Origin of the sequence: Acrocarpospora corrugata, assembly GCF_009687845.1 — a bacterium.
In the GTDB taxonomy this organism is placed as follows: domain Bacteria; phylum Actinomycetota; class Actinomycetes; order Streptosporangiales; family Streptosporangiaceae; genus Acrocarpospora; species Acrocarpospora corrugata.
The window spans coordinates 59,534-73,840 of record NZ_BLAD01000038.1 but is presented as its reverse complement, the minus strand read 5'-3'; the positions used below and the strand labels follow the sequence as shown (position 1 = coordinate 73,840).

Below are 14,307 nucleotides of genomic sequence, written 5' to 3'. Positions count from 1 at the left end.
TGCGCATGAGCCCCACAGTGACCACGATCAGCTCTGGAGCAGGCGGTGATGTGCCGCTGAGCCGGCCTTAGCGGCGGTCTGGTCGCTGATGGTGCGTAGTTCGCCGTTTTCGACCACGGTTCGGCCTCCGACGAGGAGGCGGGCCAGTGGCGGGGTCTGGCCGTAGGCGAAGGCGACTACCGGGTCGTCGATCGCTGAGTAGAAGCCGTCCACGCGCCACAACGCGATGTCGGCGAGTTTGCCTGGTTCCAGGGAGCCGATCTCGTCGGCCCGGCCGAGGCATCGGGCGCCGCCCATGGTGGCGAGTTCCAGTGCTTGCCGGGCGGTCAGGGCGGTTGGGCCGTAGCGGGCGCGTTGGAGCAGCATGGCCATGCGGATTTCGCCGGCCAGGGGGGTCATCTCGCTGGAGGCGGCGCCGTCGACGCCGAGTCCGACGGGGGCGCCTGCCCGCAGTAGGTCGCTGATCCGAGCGATTCCGGCGCCGAGCCGGCCGTTCGACGACGGGCAGTGGGCCGTTCCCGTTCCGGTCGCCGCGAAGCGCTGGATGTCCGTGTCCGTGAGGTGGACGCAGTGGGCCAGCCACACGTCCGGTCCGAGCCAGCCGAGCGACTCCAGGTACTCCACCGGCAGCATGCCGAACTGCTCCCGGCAGTGTTCGTCCTCGTCCTGCGTCTCCGCGGCGTGCGTGTGCAGCCGTACCCCGAGCGATCGGGCGAGTTCAGCAGATTCGACCATCAGCCGCCCGCTGACCGAGAACGGCGAGCAGGGCGCGACCGCGATGCGCAGCATCGATCCGAAGGACGGATCGTGATATTTCCGGACTGCGGCTTCGGTCTCGGCGAGGATCTCGTCGCTTGACTCGACGACCTCGTCCGGCGGGAGCCCGCCCGCCGACTGGCCCCGGTCCATCGACCCTCGCCCGGGGTGGAACCGGACCCCGACCTCCCTGGCCGCTTGGATCTCCGCGTCGAAGAGGTCCCCGCGCCCTTTCGGGAAGATGTAGTGGTGATCGGACGCGGTCGTGCACCCCGACTTCGCCAGCCACCCCAGCCCCGCCGTCGCCGCGCCGTGCACGACTTCGGCGTCCATCCGCGCCCACAGCCGGTAACTGGCCACCAGCCACTCGAACAGCGTCCCGTCCGGCGTCACCCCCTGTGACGCCCACTGATACAGATGGTGATGCGTATTGACCAGCCCGGGCGTCGCGAGGCACCCCCGCCCGTCGATCCGCTCCCCTTCCCCGGCGTACGCCCCGGCCCCCACCGCCACGATCCGATCACCATCAATGGCGATATATCCGGACGGAATCTCCGCCCCGCTGACCGTCACCACGTACACGTTCTCGATGACGATCACAACGCGGCCTTCCTGGCGGCGGCAAGCCGTACCGCGTCAAGGATCTTCTCGTAGCCAGTGCACCGGCACAGATTCCCGGCCAGCGCCTCCCGGATCTCCGCGTCCTCCGGCACCCCGGACGTCGAAGCGATCAGAGAATGCGCCTGCACGATCAGCCCCGGCGTGCAGAACCCGCACTGCACGGCCCCGCACTCGACGAAAGCCCGCTGCACCTCATCCAGGGACTCCCCGTCGGCCAGCCCCTCCACGGTCACCACCGACCGGCCTTCCGCCTGCCCGATGGCGACCAGGCACGCGCACACCGGAATCCCGTCCAGATATACCGTGCACGACCCGCATTCACCCTGTTCACAGGCGTTCTTCGCACCCGGCAGCCCGAGCCGCTCCCGCAGCGCGTACAGCAGGCTCTCGCCCTCCCACACGTCATCAGCGGTCATCGCCTCGCCGTTGACGATCACGTTCACTCGCATCAGATCCCCCTGTATTCCGTCCAGGCCCACCCGAGCGTCCGCCGCGCCATCACGGCCAGCGCGTGCACCCGGTAGTCGCGGGTGCCGCGCACGTCGTCGATCGGCGACGCGGCCCGCGCCACCAGCTCACCGAACCGCCGCGCCGTCTCATCCGGTACGGCTGTCCGCCCGTCCCAGTCCAGCTCCCCGGCCAGGAACTCCTCGGCCTCGGGCGCACGCCGCGGGGTGGGCGCGGCCGAGCCGATGCCGGTGCCGACCCCCCGCCGGGACGGATGCAACGCGACCGCGAACGAGCAGACCGCGATCACCATCGCGTTCCGGGTGCCGATCTTGGAGAAGTACTGCGGCCCGTCCGCGTACGGCACCCGGACGGCCCGGATCAGCTCATCGGGTTCGAGCGCGTTGCGCTTGACGCCGAGGTAGAACTCGCCGATCGGGATCAACCGGCTGCCGCGCACCGACTCGGCCTCCACCAGTGCGTCGGAGGCCAGCAGCGGCGGATGGCTGTCCCCCGCCGGCGAGGCGGCGCCCAGATTCCCGGCCACCGTGCCCCGGTTGCGGATCTGCGGCGACCCGACCGTCCTGGACGCCTGGGCGAGTCCGGGCAGCCGGTCGCCGAGTTCGTCGATGAGGCGCGTGTAGCTGACCCCGGCCCCGATCCGCAGCCACCCGTCCTCGGACGACCAGTCCCGCAGTTCGGCGACCGGGTTGAGGTCGAGCAGCGCGGCCGGCCGGCCCTTGTCCAGGTTGATCTCGACCATGACGTCGGTGCCGCCCTGGATGGGGGTGGCTTCGGGGCGTTCGGCCTTGGCGGCCAGCGCGTCCGCCCAGGTGGTGGGTCGCAGGAAGTCCATGTCTAGTCCCAGGCCGGTCCGGCGGCGGGCGCGCCCTCGCGCAGCACCGCGCCCTCGATCAGCCCGTACGGCCGGTCGGCCGCGAAGAACACCTCGCCGTCGTTGTCGAGCCCGAACGGCGCCAGATCGACCAGGAAGTGGTGCTTGTTCGGCAGTTCGAGACGGACTTCGACGACCTCGGGGCACTCGGTGAGGACACGGGAGCCCATCGCGTACAGGGTCTGCTGGAGGGACAGGCTGTAGGTGTCGGCGAAGGCGGTCAGCAGGGCCTGCCGGGCCTTCTCGTAGGACTTGTCCCAGTCGGTGGTGCCGTGGTGCCGCCAGGTGGCGGTGACGGCGGTGGCCAGGATGCGGTCCCTGGTCTCCGGGAGGGTGGTGTACTCGTCCCGGACGAAGCCCCAGAACTCGGAATTGGTGGTGTTGAGCACGACCAGGTCCTTGAGGCCCGAGACCACCCAGGATTGCGCGCCGTCGTAGTGCGCGACGCAGGTGCGGGTCTCGCGGCCGTTGCGGGTGAAGGAGTGGCCGCCGCCGCGGTCCCAGCCGTACTCGTCGATGGCCACTCTGGCGTGGTGGATGGTGGGCTGGGAGTCGACGAAGTGCCGGGCCAGCAGCAGCGCGAAGTCCTCGGCCGCGCCGATGCCGTGCTTCTTGGCGAAGGCGAACACGGTGTTCTTCTGGGTGTCGGTGGCCAGAATGGCCGCGTTGTCGCCGGACAGGTGGACCTCGGTCATCTCGCCGGACAGGGCGGTGCTGACGTTGAGATCCTTGATGTGGTGGGCGTCGCCGTGCTTGGTGACGCGGACCACCCGGGTTTCGGCCTTGCCGTACCGGTTCGGGCCCAGGACGAACAAACTAACTCCCCCGATAGGTCGAGTAGCCGAACGGGCTCAGCAGCAGCGGCACATGGTGGTGCGCGGTCGCGTCGCCGATGGTGAAGACGATGCTGACCTCGGGGAAGAAGGCGTCCTCGCCGAGGTAGCCGGCGGTGTCGAAGACCAGCCGGTAGGTGGCCTCGTCCAGTTTGCCGGTCCATTCCCGGCCGAGCGGCGACCACTCCCTGATCCGGCCGTCCTCGTCGGTGCGGCCCTCCGCCAGCGGCACGAATCCGTGCGCCGCCCGGCAGGACAGCCGGACGAACACATCCTTGGCGGGGCATCCGCGAGCGGTGTCGAGCACGTGCGTCGAGAGTGTCATCGGCCCTCCCACAGCTTGGCCAGCCGGAGCTTCACGATCTTGCCCAGCTCGTCTCTGACGATTTTCCGTTCCACGTCCGGGTCGTTGGCGAGGCGGGCCAGCAGCAGGTCGAGCATCTCCCCCGCCGGGCGGCCGGTGGCGCAGATCAGGTAGACGTGCCCGAACCGCCGCTCGTAGCTCTCGTTGCCCTGGGTGAGCGCCTCCAGGATGGCGGCGTCGGCGTGTTCCGTGCCGGCCTGCTCGGCGCGCGACCAGGACGACTCCCTGCCCGCCCCGGCGGCGCGGTCCCCGATCCGCGGGTGCGCGGACAGCGCCTCCAGCACGTCCTCCCAGCTCAGCCCGGCCAGCGCCGCCTCCCCGGCCGCCGTGAGCGCGCCCAGGTTCTGGTACGGCGCGAGCGCCAGCACCGCGTCCGCCCAGCGGGTGGACGCGCAGCAGGCGAGCAGGTCGGGACGGCCGAATTCGCGCATGGGAGCAAGTAGACACCGCACACGCGGCCAGAGCCAGGAACCGGAACTCCGATCCTGCGGCCCTGTCACCTGGCCTGCTTTGTAGCTTGCTCCAACTACGCTGGAGCGCACTATGAGGAACAACCCCATTGGCGGGCACGTGTCCATCGCGGGCGGGCTGGCCACCGGCGGCCTGCGGTACGCGGCCGAGATCGGCGCCGAGATGATCCAGGTCTTCGTCACCAACCCGCGCGCCTGGGCCGTGAACGACGGCGATCCCGCCGAGGACGCCAAGCTCCGGGAGGCCGGGCTGCCGGTCTTCGCGCACACGCCGTACATGGTGAACTTCGGTTCGCCGACGGAGGCGACCCTGACCGGGTCGGTGACGCTGGTCCGGCACACGCTGCGGCGGGGCCGCGAGATCGGCGCGGCCGGGGTGGTGGTGCACACCGGGTCGGCGGTCAGCCAGTCGCGGGAGTCGGCGCTGCGGCAGGTGCGCGAGAATCTGCTGCCGCTGCTGGACGAGATCCCTGACGACGGGCCCGACCTGCTGCTGGAGCCGATGGCCGGGCAGGGGCAGATGCTGTGCGCGACGGTTCAGGATCTGGGGCCGTATCTGGAGGCGCTGGAGTTCCATCCGCGGGCTTGTCTCTGCCTGGACACCTGCCACATGTTCGCGGCCGGTCACGACCTGGCCGCGCCCGGCGGAGTGGCGGAGATGCTGGGGGAGCTGGACCAGGTCGCGCCCGGCCGGTTGCGGATGATCCACGCCAACGACTGCAAGGACGTGTGCGGTTCCAAGAAGGACAGGCACGAGAACATCGGCGCCGGTCACATCGGCGCGCAGCCGTTCGCCGACCTGATGCGCCATCCGGCCACGGACGGGGTGTCGCTGTGCATCGAGACGCCCGGCAAGGCCGACAAGCACCGCGAGGACATCGAACTGCTCAAGAAGCTGCGGGGATGAAGCGCCGGGAGCGCCCGCGCTCCGATCCGGCCTCCCCCCGTATGGCCGGATCGCAGATATCGCCGCGGGCGCTCCCGGTGACCGCCGGCCCACCCCCCCGAGTGGGGCCGGCGGCCAGGTCTCGCGAGGCGAAACATTACGGTGCGTGATCGGATCGGTGAAACCCGCTTCGGACGAGTGGTCGGTAGTTCGCGTTCTGCGGGTCCGGCTACCACGACGAGCGGCTCCCGCTGAGCGACGAGCGGTCGATTTCCGGGGTCGCCAGATCCTCGGGCAGGTGCATCCTGGCCAGCAGCGCGGCCGTCCCCGCCGGCACCCGATGCCGTGTGACCAGCGAGATCGCCACCATGACCGCGAACGCGGCGGGCACCGCGACCAACACCGGATAGCGCCAGAGGGGCGTGAACCCGGGATCGGCGAATCGCACCCCCACCAGGACGGCCGTCAGCACGGCCCCCGTGCCGAGCCCCGCCAGCGCGCCGGGCACCGACAGCCCCCGCCACCACACGCCCAGCACCAGCAGCGGGCACAGGGTGGCCGCCGACAGCCCGAACGCCAGCAGCACGAGCAGGATCGAGGCCCCCGGCGGGGTGGCCCAGACGAGCGCGAGCGCGCCCGCGACGACCAGCGGCACGCCGCGCCGGAACCCGCCCACGCCGCGGTTGAACAGCGTGCCGCCCACCGCCACGACCACCCCGCAGGAGGTCGCCAGGAACGCGGCGAAGGCCCCCGCCGCGAGCAGGCCGGTCAGCGCGTCCCCGAGCCGCCCCGGCGCGAGCTGCGAGGGCAGCAGCAGGAGCACCTGGTCGGTGGGCACCTTGGCCGGCGCGTACCACCGGGCGAGCAGCCCGAACACGGCCGGCATCGCGTAGAACGCGCTCAGCATGGCCAGCACCCCCACCACGGTACGGCGAGCCGCCCGCCCGTCCGGATTGGTGTAGAACCGCACCACCACATGCGGCAGCCCCATCGTGCCGAGCGCGGACGCGATCAGCACGGTCACCAGGCCGAGCGTCGACGGATCCCCCGCGCCGGCCAGGGTCTCGGTCCGGTACGCGGGATTGGACGGCGGATGCGACGGGCCATACCACCAGATGGCCACCAGCACGGCCGCCACCGCGCCGAGCGAGCCCAGCTTGAACCAGAACTGCACGGCCTGCACGCCGGTGCTGCTGCCCATCCCGCCCGCCAGCGCCACCACCAGCACCACGCCGGCGACGGCCAGCCAGCCGGCCCACGGCGGCAGGCCGGTCAGCAGCCGCAGCACGATCCCGGCCGCGTGCAACTGGGCGACCAGGTAGACCAGGCCGATGAAGAGCACGAGCACGGTCACCACCCGCCGTACCGGCCCGGAACACAGCCGCCACTGGGCGAAGTCGGACAGCGTGTAGGTCCCGGACCGGCGCAGCGGCGCGACCACCAGGACGAGCAGGATGACGAACCCGGCGGCGGCCCCCACCGAATACCAGAGCATCGGCGCGCCGTGCGCGGCGATCATGCCGACCAGGCCGAGGTAGGCGGCGGCGGAGGTGTACTCCGAGCTGATCGCGGAGGCGTTCCACCAGGGCCGGACCGCGCGGGCGGCGACGTAGAAGTCGGCGGGCGTGGAGTACCGCCGGGGGCGTAACGTGCCGACCAGCACCGAGCCGACCAGCACGCACGCCACCCCGATCAGCGTCGCCACCACGGCCGTGCCCATCAGCGCCGGAGCCCTCGCTCGACCCGTTCGGCCCGGCGCACGTGCCACCACGCCACGGCCACCCAGACCGGCTGGACCCCCACCCCGAGGATCGCCCAGGTCGCGCCGGAGCCGCGGGGGACCACGGCCAGCAGCACCGGCAGGACCGCGAACACGGCGGCCACCACCGCCAGGGTGCGCAGCGCCTCGCGGAGCTGGCTCCGCATGATCGCCGCGGTCAGGCTCTCCCGGGTCCTCACGGGCTGCCGTCGCCGCGGAACTGGCGGACCAGCTGCTCCCGGACCTGGCGGGTGTGGCGGCGGCTGACCGGGAGGGTCACGGCGGCGACCTTGAGCATCGCCCGGCCCGCGTCGAAGCGCAGCTCGCTGACGTGCCGGGCGTTGACCAGGGTGCTGCGGTGGGCGCGGATGAAACCGGAGCCGGCCCAGCGGCGTTCCAGCGCGCTGAGCGACATCCGGACCAGGAAGCCGCCGTCGGCGGTGTGCAGGCGGACGTAGTCGCCCTGGGCTTCGGCGTACCAGACGGCCTGCTGCGGGATGAAGCGGGTCCTGCCGCCCAGTTCGACCGGGATGACGTCCATCGCGCCGTCGTCAGAGCCCGGCGCGGCGATGGCCGAGGACAGGCGGCGGACCGACTCGGCCAGGCGGGCGGGGCGGACCGGTTTGAGCAGGTAGTCCACGGCTTCCAGCTCGAACGCCTGGACCGCGCAGTCCTCGTGCGCGGTCACGAAGACCAGCCGGGGCGGGGCCGGGAAGCCGCCGATCAGCCGGGCCAGGTCCAGGCCGTTCAGGCCAGGCATGCGGACGTCCAGGAAGACGCCGTCCAGCCGCTCCCCCGCGCCGATCATCTGGACCATGTCCTGCAGCGCCTTGACGCCGTCGGGGGCCGTGGCGACGTGCTCGACCCGGGCGTCCTCCCTGAGCAGGTAGGACAGCTCCGACAGCGCCGGCGCCTCGTCGTCAACGGCCAGAACTCGAAGCATGGGCTCACCGTGCCGCGCGCGCGGCACGACCGCAAGCGACACGCCAACAATCAGTAATCGATTGACTACAAAGAGCTAGGCGCCGAGTGGTATTTCGGGACCCGAAGCCTGATCCGGGTGCCCTTGCCCGGCGCGGTCTCGACCACCAGTCCGTAGTCCTGGCCGTAGATCTGGCGCAGCCGCGCGTCCACGTTGCTGAGCCCGATCCCGCCCTCGTGCTCGTCCGCCAGCACCGCCCGCACCCGCGTCGGCTCCATCCCGACCCCGTCGTCCTCGATGGTGATGTGCGCCTCCGGCCCGGCGTCCCTGATCACGACCCGCACCTCGCCCGGCATGCCGTGCTTGATGGCGTTCTCCACCAGGGGTTGCAGGCACAGGAACGGCACAGGAACGGCCAGCACCTCCGGCGCGACCTGAACGCTGAACCGCAGCTTGTCGCCGAACCTGGCCCGCTCCAGCAGCAGATACCGGTCCACGCACGTCAGCTCGTCGGCCAGGGTGGTGAAATCCCGGGCCCGGCGCAGCGAATACCGGGTGAAGTCGGCGAAGTCCACCAGCAACTCCCGCGCCCGCTCCGGATCGGTACGGACGAACGACGCGATCGTCGTCAGCGAGTTGTACACGAAATGCGGCGAGATCTGCGCCCGCAACGCCCTGGTCTCCGCGTCCACCGCCCGCCGCCGCGACACCTCCAGCTCGGCCAGCTCCAGCTGCCCCGACACCCACCGCCCGACCTCGGTCACCGTACGCACCAGCGCGGCGGTCACCTCGGCGTCGGACGCCAGCAGCGCCCCCACCACACTCCCGTCCACCACCAGCGGCACCACCACGGTCCCCCCGTCCACCAGATGCCGCCCGCTCGCCAGCACCGCCCGTGTCCCCGCCAGCGCCGCCGCGTCACTGGGCCGCCCGTCCCCCGCCCCCGCCAGCACCCGCTCGGTCGAGGTCACCACCAGCGACGCCGTCCCCAGCAGCCCCCGCAGATGCCGTACGGCCTTGCGCGCCGACTCCGGCGTCAGCCCGGTACGCAGCGAAGGCGCGGCCCGCCCCGCCAGGTGCAGCGTCGCGAACGGTTCCCCGATCCGGGGCCGCCGCCGGGAGACCCAGAACCCCGACAGACCACAGAGCGCGCACAAAAACAACCACAGGGTGACGGACACCCGGGCCACGGTAACGGCTGGCGGCCCCTAGAGCGGGCCCTCGCCCGGGTCCTCCTGGTATGAGTACCGCTGCTCACGCCACGGGTCGGCCACGTTGTGGTAGCCGCGTTCCTCCCAGAACCCGCGCCGGTCCTCGGTCAGGTACTCGATCGCGCGCACCCATTTGACGCTCTTCCACGCGTACAGGTGCGGCACCACCGCCCGGACCGGGAATCCGCGCTCGGGCGACAGGGGCTTCTCGTCCAGTTCGGTGGCGAACAGGGTCGACTCGCGGTCGAAGTCGGCCAGCCGCATGTTGGCGCTGTAGCCGTACTCCGCCCAGATCATCACATGCCGTACGTCGTCGGCGGGCGGTACGGCGTCCAGCAGCGCCCGCGCCGGAATACCCGCCCACTCGTTGCCCATGATCGAGAACTTGGTCACACAGTGGAAGTCGGCCAGCACGGTGGCCTTCGGCAGGCCGCCGAACTCCTCCCAGGTGTACATGTGCGCCTCGCCGGTGGCCGTCGCCCCGAACACCTGGAACCGCCACGTCTGCGGCCGGAACGCCGGCACCCTCCCGTAGTGGATGACCGGCCTGCCGCGCGGAATGTACTGCCCGGGGGGCAGGCGGCTCTCCTCCTCAGGGAACTCCGGCATCCGCCCATCCTGCCATCCACCGGAATCCTCTCCCTCACTGGGTCATTTCCGGGGGGCCTTCGCGCCGCACATCATCGGAAAACGACACGTGAACAAACGGCCAGATGTTGATCAACGTGGTGGAGCGGGCTGGGGTAGTGCGATATATTTCCTGGCATGCGTAGCGCTTTCTCGTTTTGGTATGGCGACGGACCCGTGAGGACCGTTCGCCACCGAGTGTTGCGCTAGCAGCCAACGGCGAACGAAAGCCCCGGGTCCGGATATCGGACCCGGGGCTTCTGCGTATGAGGAGAGAAATCATGGTCATCGTCATGGCCCCCACGGCCACCGCTGAGGACATCGAGGAGATCGTCTCGCTGGTCGGCACGGCGGGGGGTGAGGCGTTCGTGTCGCGCGGCGTGAGCCGTACCATCATCGGGCTCATCGGGGATGTCGAGCGGTTCGCGGCGCTCAACCTGGGCGGGCAGCGCGGGGTCGCCGAGGTGATGCGGGTGTCGACGCCGTTCAAGCTGGTGAGCCGGGAGAATCATCCGGAACGGTCGACGATCCGGGTGGGCGGGGTGCCGATCGGGCCGGACACGGTGACCCTGATCGCGGGGCCGTGCGCGGTGGAGACGCCGCAGCAGACGCTGGAGGCGGCCGAGATGGCGAAGGCGGCGGGGGCGACCCTGCTGCGGGGCGGCGCGTACAAGCCGCGGACCTCGCCGTACGCGTTCCAGGGGCTGGGCGAGGCGGGGCTGCGGATCCTGGCGGAGATCGGGGAGCGGACGGGGCTGCCGATCGTGACCGAGGTGATGGACGCGCGGGACGTGCCGCTGGTCGCCTCCTACGCCGACATGCTGCAGGTGGGGACCAGGAACACGCAGAACTTCGCGCTGCTCCAGGCGGTCGGCAAGGCCGGCAAGCCGGTCATGCTCAAGCGCGGCATGAGCGGCACGATCGAGGAGTGGCTGATGTCGGCCGAGTACATCGCCCAGCGCGGCAACCTGGACATCGTGCTGTGCGAGCGCGGCATCCGCACCTTCGAGACCGCCACCCGCAACACGCTGGACGTCTCCGCCGTGCCGGTCGCGCAGCGGCTGTCCCACCTGCCGGTCGTGATCGACCCGTCGCACTCCGGCGGGCGCCGCGACCTGGTGCTCCCGCTCACCCGGGCGGCCATCGCGGTCGGGGCGGACGGCGTCATCATCGACGTGCACCCGCACCCGGAGCAGGCGCTCTGCGACGGCCCGCAGGCCCTGGTCGACGCCGACCTGCACGACCTCGCCGAGATCATGCGGCTGTTCCCGCCGCTGCTGGGCCGGACGCAGGTCTCGGACGTGCTGCCCACCGCCTGACGATCCCTGGCCCCGCTCCGGCGGGGCTCAGGAGTCGAGTTTGTACGCCTGAATCGAATCGGCGAGCTGGGAGGCGAGTTCATCCGCGTCAAGCCGGCGCTCGATGAGTTTCAGGTCTTCGATTTTGGCGGCGAGTTCCGGGTTACGGGCCGACAAAAGGGTGCAGCAATCCTCGTCCGGAAGTTCGGAGATCTCCAGCGTGCCGATTCTGCGCGCCTCGGAAATCACTTCCAATTTGTCCATGCCGATCAGCGGGCGCAGGATCGGCAGGTCCACCGCGCTCTCCTGGGCGGCGATGTTGGCCATCGTCTGCGAGGAGACCTGGCCGAGCGAGTCGCCGGTGACCAGGGCGCTGGCCTTGTGCCTGCGGGCCACCTCGGCGGCGGTCTTGAGCATCAGGCGGCGCTGCGCGATGACGGCGAGGCGGTCCTGGCCGGAGGCGCGGATGGACTGCTGGGCCTTGCCGAACGGCACCACCCAGAGGCGGGACCTGCCCTGGAACGCGTCCAGGCGGCGGACCAGCGCATAGGCCTTGTATATGGACTCGGAGGTGGTGAAGGGGATGCCGGAGAAGTGCAGGAAGTCGACCCGCAGGCCGCGGCGCATCATCCGGTAGGCGGCCACCGGGGAGTCGATCCCGCCGGACATCAGGACCAGGCCGCGCCCGCTGGAGCCGACCGGCAGGCCGCCCTGGCCGGGACGGCCGTTGGTGTAGAGGAAGACCTCATCGCGGTCGACCTCGATGGAGACGGTGAGTTCGGGGTTGCTCAGGTTGACCGGCAGCCCGTAGGCGTCGTGGAGCTCACCGCCGACCAGGCGGTCCAGCTCGCTGGAGCGCAGCGGGAAGCGCTTGTCCCGGCGCCGGGAGCGGACCGCGAAGGGGGCCTTGCGGGCCACCTCGGGGGTGTCGGCGACCAGTTCGAGCGCGGCCTTGGTGACCACCGAGGGGTCCTTGTCGACCCGCCAGGCCAGGTGCACCAGCACGATGCCGAAGACCTCGCTGACCCGGGCCGCGACCGCCTCGGCGACCTCGACGCCGGTGCCCTCGGGCAGGAACAGGGCGACCACGCCGTGCCGCTGCCGGATGTCGACCTGGTAGTCCTTCAGCGCGAGTTTGATGTTGGCGCGGAGTCGCTGCTCGAAGACCTCGCGGTTCTTGCCCTTGAGGATGATTTCGCCCAGCTTGAGCAGCACACAGGGCTCGCCCAGAGCGGTCATGGTCATTACTGCGATCCTCCGAGGGGGTCCGGCTCGCGACCTTCCCACTTTACGCTCAGTCCAGGTCCGCCAGACCCTTCTCGATCGCGTACCGGACCAGCTCCACCCGGTTGTGCAGCTGGAGTTTGCTCAGCGTGTTCTGGACGTGGTTCTGGACCGTGCGGTGGGACAGCACCAGGCGTTCGGCGATCTGGCGGTAGGACAGGCCCTTGGCCACCAGCCGGAGGACCTCGGTCTCCCGCTCGGTGAGGCGCGGGCCCTCCTCCTCGGCGGCGGCGGCCTTGGGCTGGGCGGCCAGCCGCCGGTACTCGCCCAGCACCAGCCCGGCCAGGCCGGGGGTGAACACCGCGTCCCCGTCGGCGGTCCGCTTGACCGCGTCCAGGAACTCCTCCTGGCTCGCCGATTTCACCAAATATCCGGACGCGCCGGCTTTCACGGCTTCGAGGACGTCCTCCTGCTCGCCGCTGGCCGACAGCACCAGCACCCGGGGCGGATGCTCGGAGGCCCCCAGCCCGCGCGCCACCTCGACCCCCGGCAGATCCGGCAGCTGAAGATCGAGGATCACCAGGTCAGGGCGCACGGCCGCGGCGATCCGCAGCGCCTGCCGCCCCTCCCCCGCGGTCGCGACGATCTCGTACCCCGCCTCGGCGAGGTCGCGCGCGACGCCCTCGCGCCACATCGGATGATCGTCAACCACCATGACCCGCAGCCCGCTCATGCCCGTCACGATAGCCCCGCCGGCACCCACATCTCGATCTCGGTCCCCTCCGCGGAGGACAGGATCGTGACGCCGCCGCCGAGGTCCGCCACCCGGCCCCGGATCGACTGCGAGACGCCCAGCCGGCCGTCGGCCGCCGCCGCCTCCAGCCGCCCGGCGGGGATGCCGGGGCCGTCGTCCCGTACGGTCACCACCACCCGGTCGGTCTCGTTCTCCACCAGGATCCAGGCCCTGGCCGCCGCGCCGCAGTGCCTGCGCACGTTGTCGAGCGCGTTCCCGACGGCGGCGGTCAGTTCGTCCACGGTGCGCGGGGCCAGCTGCACGGGGTCGGCGGGGGCGGCCACGGTGACCTGGGCGGAGCCGTACCGGCGCAGGGCCGCGGACAGGTCGGTCCACGGGACGGCGGCGGCCGGGGGGCGGCGGGACGGGATGAGGCGGCGGCGCGGGCCGGTGGCGCGGTCGGGGCGGGGGGCCGAGCGGACCAGTTCGCGCAGGACCGCCTCCTGCTCGCCGGCCAGCCGGCCCAGCTCGGCCGCCTCGCCGCCGATCTCCGCGCCGCGCCGCTGCACCAGCGCGAGCACCTGGAGCACCGAGTCGTGGATGTCGCGGGCCAGCCGTTCCCGCTCCCGCCCGGCGGCCTCGATCTCGATGGCCCGCTGCATGCGCTCCTCGGCCTGCTTGGCCAGCCGGGCCACGTGCCCGATCACGATCCCGGCCAGGAACATCAGCACCGCGCCGTTGACCGGCACGGCGGACAGGTCGACGCCGCGCACACCGCGCAGCCACAGGTCGGCCACCGACATCAGCGCCGCCGCGACCGCGCCGGTGCGCCGCCCGCCGTACACGCCCCAGGCCAGGACGGGGGCGGCCACCCAGGTCGCGGTGATCGGCATGGTCCCGATGGTGGCCGTGGGCCCCTGCACGAACGGCGTGGCCAGCAGGCACCCGGCGCTGACCAGCAGGTCCATGGTGAGCAGCCACCAGCCGCGCCACGCCACGATCGAGTACGCGTAGGTCGACGCGGCGGTCCAGGCCGCCATCACCCCGATGACGGCCCACCCGATCACCGGGTGGGCGTATCCCCCGGCCTGGAGCAGCAGCACGGCCGCGTATCCCAGCGACGCGATCCGGAAGACCGCGATGGCCCGCCAGAACGGCCCTTCGATCCCCATCGCCACCTCCGTTCCAAATGTACGACTCCGACAACCAATCCCGACAAGTCGACAATGATCACATAAAGCCTCTGACATCCCGTGTAGCC

Annotated in this window: 16 protein-coding genes; 2 read left to right on the top strand and 14 right to left on the bottom strand. The window is 71.2% G+C overall.

The window, feature by feature from the left end; translation table 11 throughout:
- Positions 1-27: 27 nt before the first annotated feature.
- Genes Acor_RS05030 through uraD form a run of 6 tightly spaced genes read right to left on the bottom strand, consistent with a single transcriptional unit; the run spans position 28 to position 4,347 of the window.
- On the bottom strand, positions 28-1,356 hold the full coding sequence (locus Acor_RS05030) for an 8-oxoguanine deaminase (protein WP_246238431.1): 1,329 nt from the start codon (positions 1,354-1,356) through the stop codon (positions 28-30).
- A complete protein-coding gene (locus Acor_RS05025) occupies positions 1,353-1,826 on the bottom strand; it encodes a (2Fe-2S)-binding protein (protein WP_155335351.1) in 474 nt (157 codons plus the stop codon). Before Acor_RS05025 ends, Acor_RS05030 begins: the two co-directional genes overlap by 4 nt.
- Positions 1,826-2,680, bottom strand: a complete 855-nt coding sequence (locus tag Acor_RS05020) for an FAD binding domain-containing protein (protein WP_155335350.1) — start codon at positions 2,678-2,680, stop codon at positions 1,826-1,828. The genes Acor_RS05025 and Acor_RS05020 overlap by 1 nt, the downstream gene beginning before the upstream one ends.
- A gap of 2 nt (positions 2,681-2,682) precedes the next feature.
- Positions 2,683-3,534: a factor-independent urate hydroxylase gene (pucL, locus tag Acor_RS05015; protein WP_155335349.1), complete on the bottom strand. Its 852-nt coding sequence runs from the start codon at positions 3,532-3,534 to the stop codon at positions 2,683-2,685.
- 1 nt (position 3,535) lies between these two features.
- The gene (gene uraH, locus Acor_RS05010; protein ID WP_155335348.1) at positions 3,536-3,877 is read right to left on the bottom strand and encodes a hydroxyisourate hydrolase; all 342 of its coding nucleotides are present in this window, start codon (positions 3,875-3,877) and stop codon (positions 3,536-3,538) included.
- Positions 3,874-4,347 (bottom strand): 2-oxo-4-hydroxy-4-carboxy-5-ureidoimidazoline decarboxylase, encoded by a 474-nt coding sequence (uraD, locus tag Acor_RS05005; protein WP_246238430.1) that lies wholly within the window; start codon positions 4,345-4,347, stop codon positions 3,874-3,876. The genes uraH and uraD overlap by 4 nt, the downstream gene beginning before the upstream one ends.
- A gap of 112 nt (positions 4,348-4,459) precedes the next feature.
- On the opposite strand from uraD, the gene Acor_RS05000 reads away from it, so the two are divergent.
- Positions 4,460-5,293 (top strand): deoxyribonuclease IV, encoded by an 834-nt coding sequence (locus tag Acor_RS05000; RefSeq protein WP_155335346.1) that lies wholly within the window; start codon positions 4,460-4,462, stop codon positions 5,291-5,293.
- A gap of 208 nt (positions 5,294-5,501) precedes the next feature.
- Here Acor_RS05000 and Acor_RS04995 read toward each other — a convergent pair whose 3' ends face one another.
- From Acor_RS04995 to Acor_RS04975, 5 genes are all read right to left on the bottom strand, one after another.
- The gene (locus Acor_RS04995; protein WP_155335345.1) at positions 5,502-6,992 is read right to left on the bottom strand and encodes a sodium:solute symporter family transporter; all 1,491 of its coding nucleotides are present in this window, start codon (positions 6,990-6,992) and stop codon (positions 5,502-5,504) included.
- Complete coding sequence (locus Acor_RS04990) at positions 6,992-7,231, bottom strand: hypothetical protein (protein ID WP_155335344.1); 240 nt, start codon at positions 7,229-7,231, stop codon at positions 6,992-6,994. Before Acor_RS04990 ends, Acor_RS04995 begins: the two co-directional genes overlap by 1 nt.
- Positions 7,228-7,974, bottom strand: coding sequence for a LytR/AlgR family response regulator transcription factor (locus Acor_RS04985; protein ID WP_155335343.1), 747 nt, complete (start codon positions 7,972-7,974; stop codon positions 7,228-7,230). The genes Acor_RS04990 and Acor_RS04985 overlap by 4 nt, the downstream gene beginning before the upstream one ends.
- A gap of 65 nt (positions 7,975-8,039) precedes the next feature.
- The gene (locus Acor_RS04980) at positions 8,040-9,134 is read right to left on the bottom strand and encodes a sensor histidine kinase (RefSeq protein WP_218034138.1); all 1,095 of its coding nucleotides are present in this window, start codon (positions 9,132-9,134) and stop codon (positions 8,040-8,042) included.
- Positions 9,135-9,161: 27 nt separating this feature from the next.
- The gene (locus tag Acor_RS04975) at positions 9,162-9,773 is read right to left on the bottom strand and encodes a sulfite oxidase-like oxidoreductase (RefSeq protein ID WP_155335341.1); all 612 of its coding nucleotides are present in this window, start codon (positions 9,771-9,773) and stop codon (positions 9,162-9,164) included.
- A 299-nt stretch (positions 9,774-10,072) separates the two neighbouring features.
- Here Acor_RS04975 and aroF point away from each other — a divergent pair, with 299 nt between their 5' ends.
- Positions 10,073-11,110 carry a 3-deoxy-7-phosphoheptulonate synthase gene (aroF, locus tag Acor_RS04970; RefSeq protein WP_155335340.1) on the top strand — a complete coding sequence of 346 codons (1,038 nt, stop codon included), beginning with the start codon at positions 10,073-10,075 and terminating at the stop codon, positions 11,108-11,110.
- A 27-nt stretch (positions 11,111-11,137) separates the two neighbouring features.
- On the opposite strand, the gene thiI is transcribed toward aroF, so the two are convergent.
- From thiI to macS, 3 genes are read right to left on the bottom strand one after another with little or no spacing between them, the layout of a single operon-like run.
- Positions 11,138-12,334 carry a tRNA uracil 4-sulfurtransferase ThiI gene (gene thiI / locus Acor_RS04965; RefSeq protein ID WP_155335339.1) on the bottom strand — a complete coding sequence of 399 codons (1,197 nt, stop codon included), beginning with the start codon at positions 12,332-12,334 and terminating at the stop codon, positions 11,138-11,140.
- Positions 12,335-12,383: 49 nt separating this feature from the next.
- Positions 12,384-13,046: a response regulator gene (locus Acor_RS04960; RefSeq protein WP_155335338.1), complete on the bottom strand. Its 663-nt coding sequence runs from the start codon at positions 13,044-13,046 to the stop codon at positions 12,384-12,386.
- A gap of 5 nt (positions 13,047-13,051) precedes the next feature.
- Complete coding sequence (gene macS, locus Acor_RS04955; RefSeq protein ID WP_155335337.1) at positions 13,052-14,218, bottom strand: MacS family sensor histidine kinase; 1,167 nt, start codon at positions 14,216-14,218, stop codon at positions 13,052-13,054.
- Positions 14,219-14,307 lie beyond the last annotated feature (89 nt).

Bases quoted from the DNA above. Each gene is read 5' to 3' on its own strand.
- Acor_RS05025 (WP_155335351.1), bottom strand. From the start codon at position 1,826: ATGCGAGTGAACGTGATCGTCAACGGCGAGGCGATGACCGCTGATGAC.
- Acor_RS05020 (WP_155335350.1), bottom strand. From the start codon at position 2,680: ATGGACTTCCTGCGACCCACCACCTGGGCGGACGCGCTGGCCGCCAAG.
- uraH (WP_155335348.1), bottom strand. From the start codon at position 3,877: ATGACACTCTCGACGCACGTGCTCGACACCGCTCGCGGATGCCCCGCC.
- uraD (WP_246238430.1), bottom strand. From the start codon at position 4,347: ATGCGCGAATTCGGCCGTCCCGACCTGCTCGCCTGCTGCGCGTCCACC.
- Acor_RS05000 (WP_155335346.1), top strand. From the start codon at position 4,460: ATGAGGAACAACCCCATTGGCGGGCACGTGTCCATCGCGGGCGGGCTG.
- Acor_RS04995 (WP_155335345.1), bottom strand. From the start codon at position 6,992: ATGGGCACGGCCGTGGTGGCGACGCTGATCGGGGTGGCGTGCGTGCTG.
- Acor_RS04985 (WP_155335343.1), bottom strand. From the start codon at position 7,974: ATGCTTCGAGTTCTGGCCGTTGACGACGAGGCGCCGGCGCTGTCGGAG.
- Acor_RS04975 (WP_155335341.1), bottom strand. From the start codon at position 9,773: ATGCCGGAGTTCCCTGAGGAGGAGAGCCGCCTGCCCCCCGGGCAGTAC.
- aroF (WP_155335340.1), top strand. From the start codon at position 10,073: ATGGTCATCGTCATGGCCCCCACGGCCACCGCTGAGGACATCGAGGAG.
- thiI (WP_155335339.1), bottom strand. From the start codon at position 12,334: ATGACCATGACCGCTCTGGGCGAGCCCTGTGTGCTGCTCAAGCTGGGC.
- Acor_RS04960 (WP_155335338.1), bottom strand. From the start codon at position 13,046: ATGAGCGGGCTGCGGGTCATGGTGGTTGACGATCATCCGATGTGGCGC.
- macS (WP_155335337.1), bottom strand. From the start codon at position 14,218: ATGGGGATCGAAGGGCCGTTCTGGCGGGCCATCGCGGTCTTCCGGATC.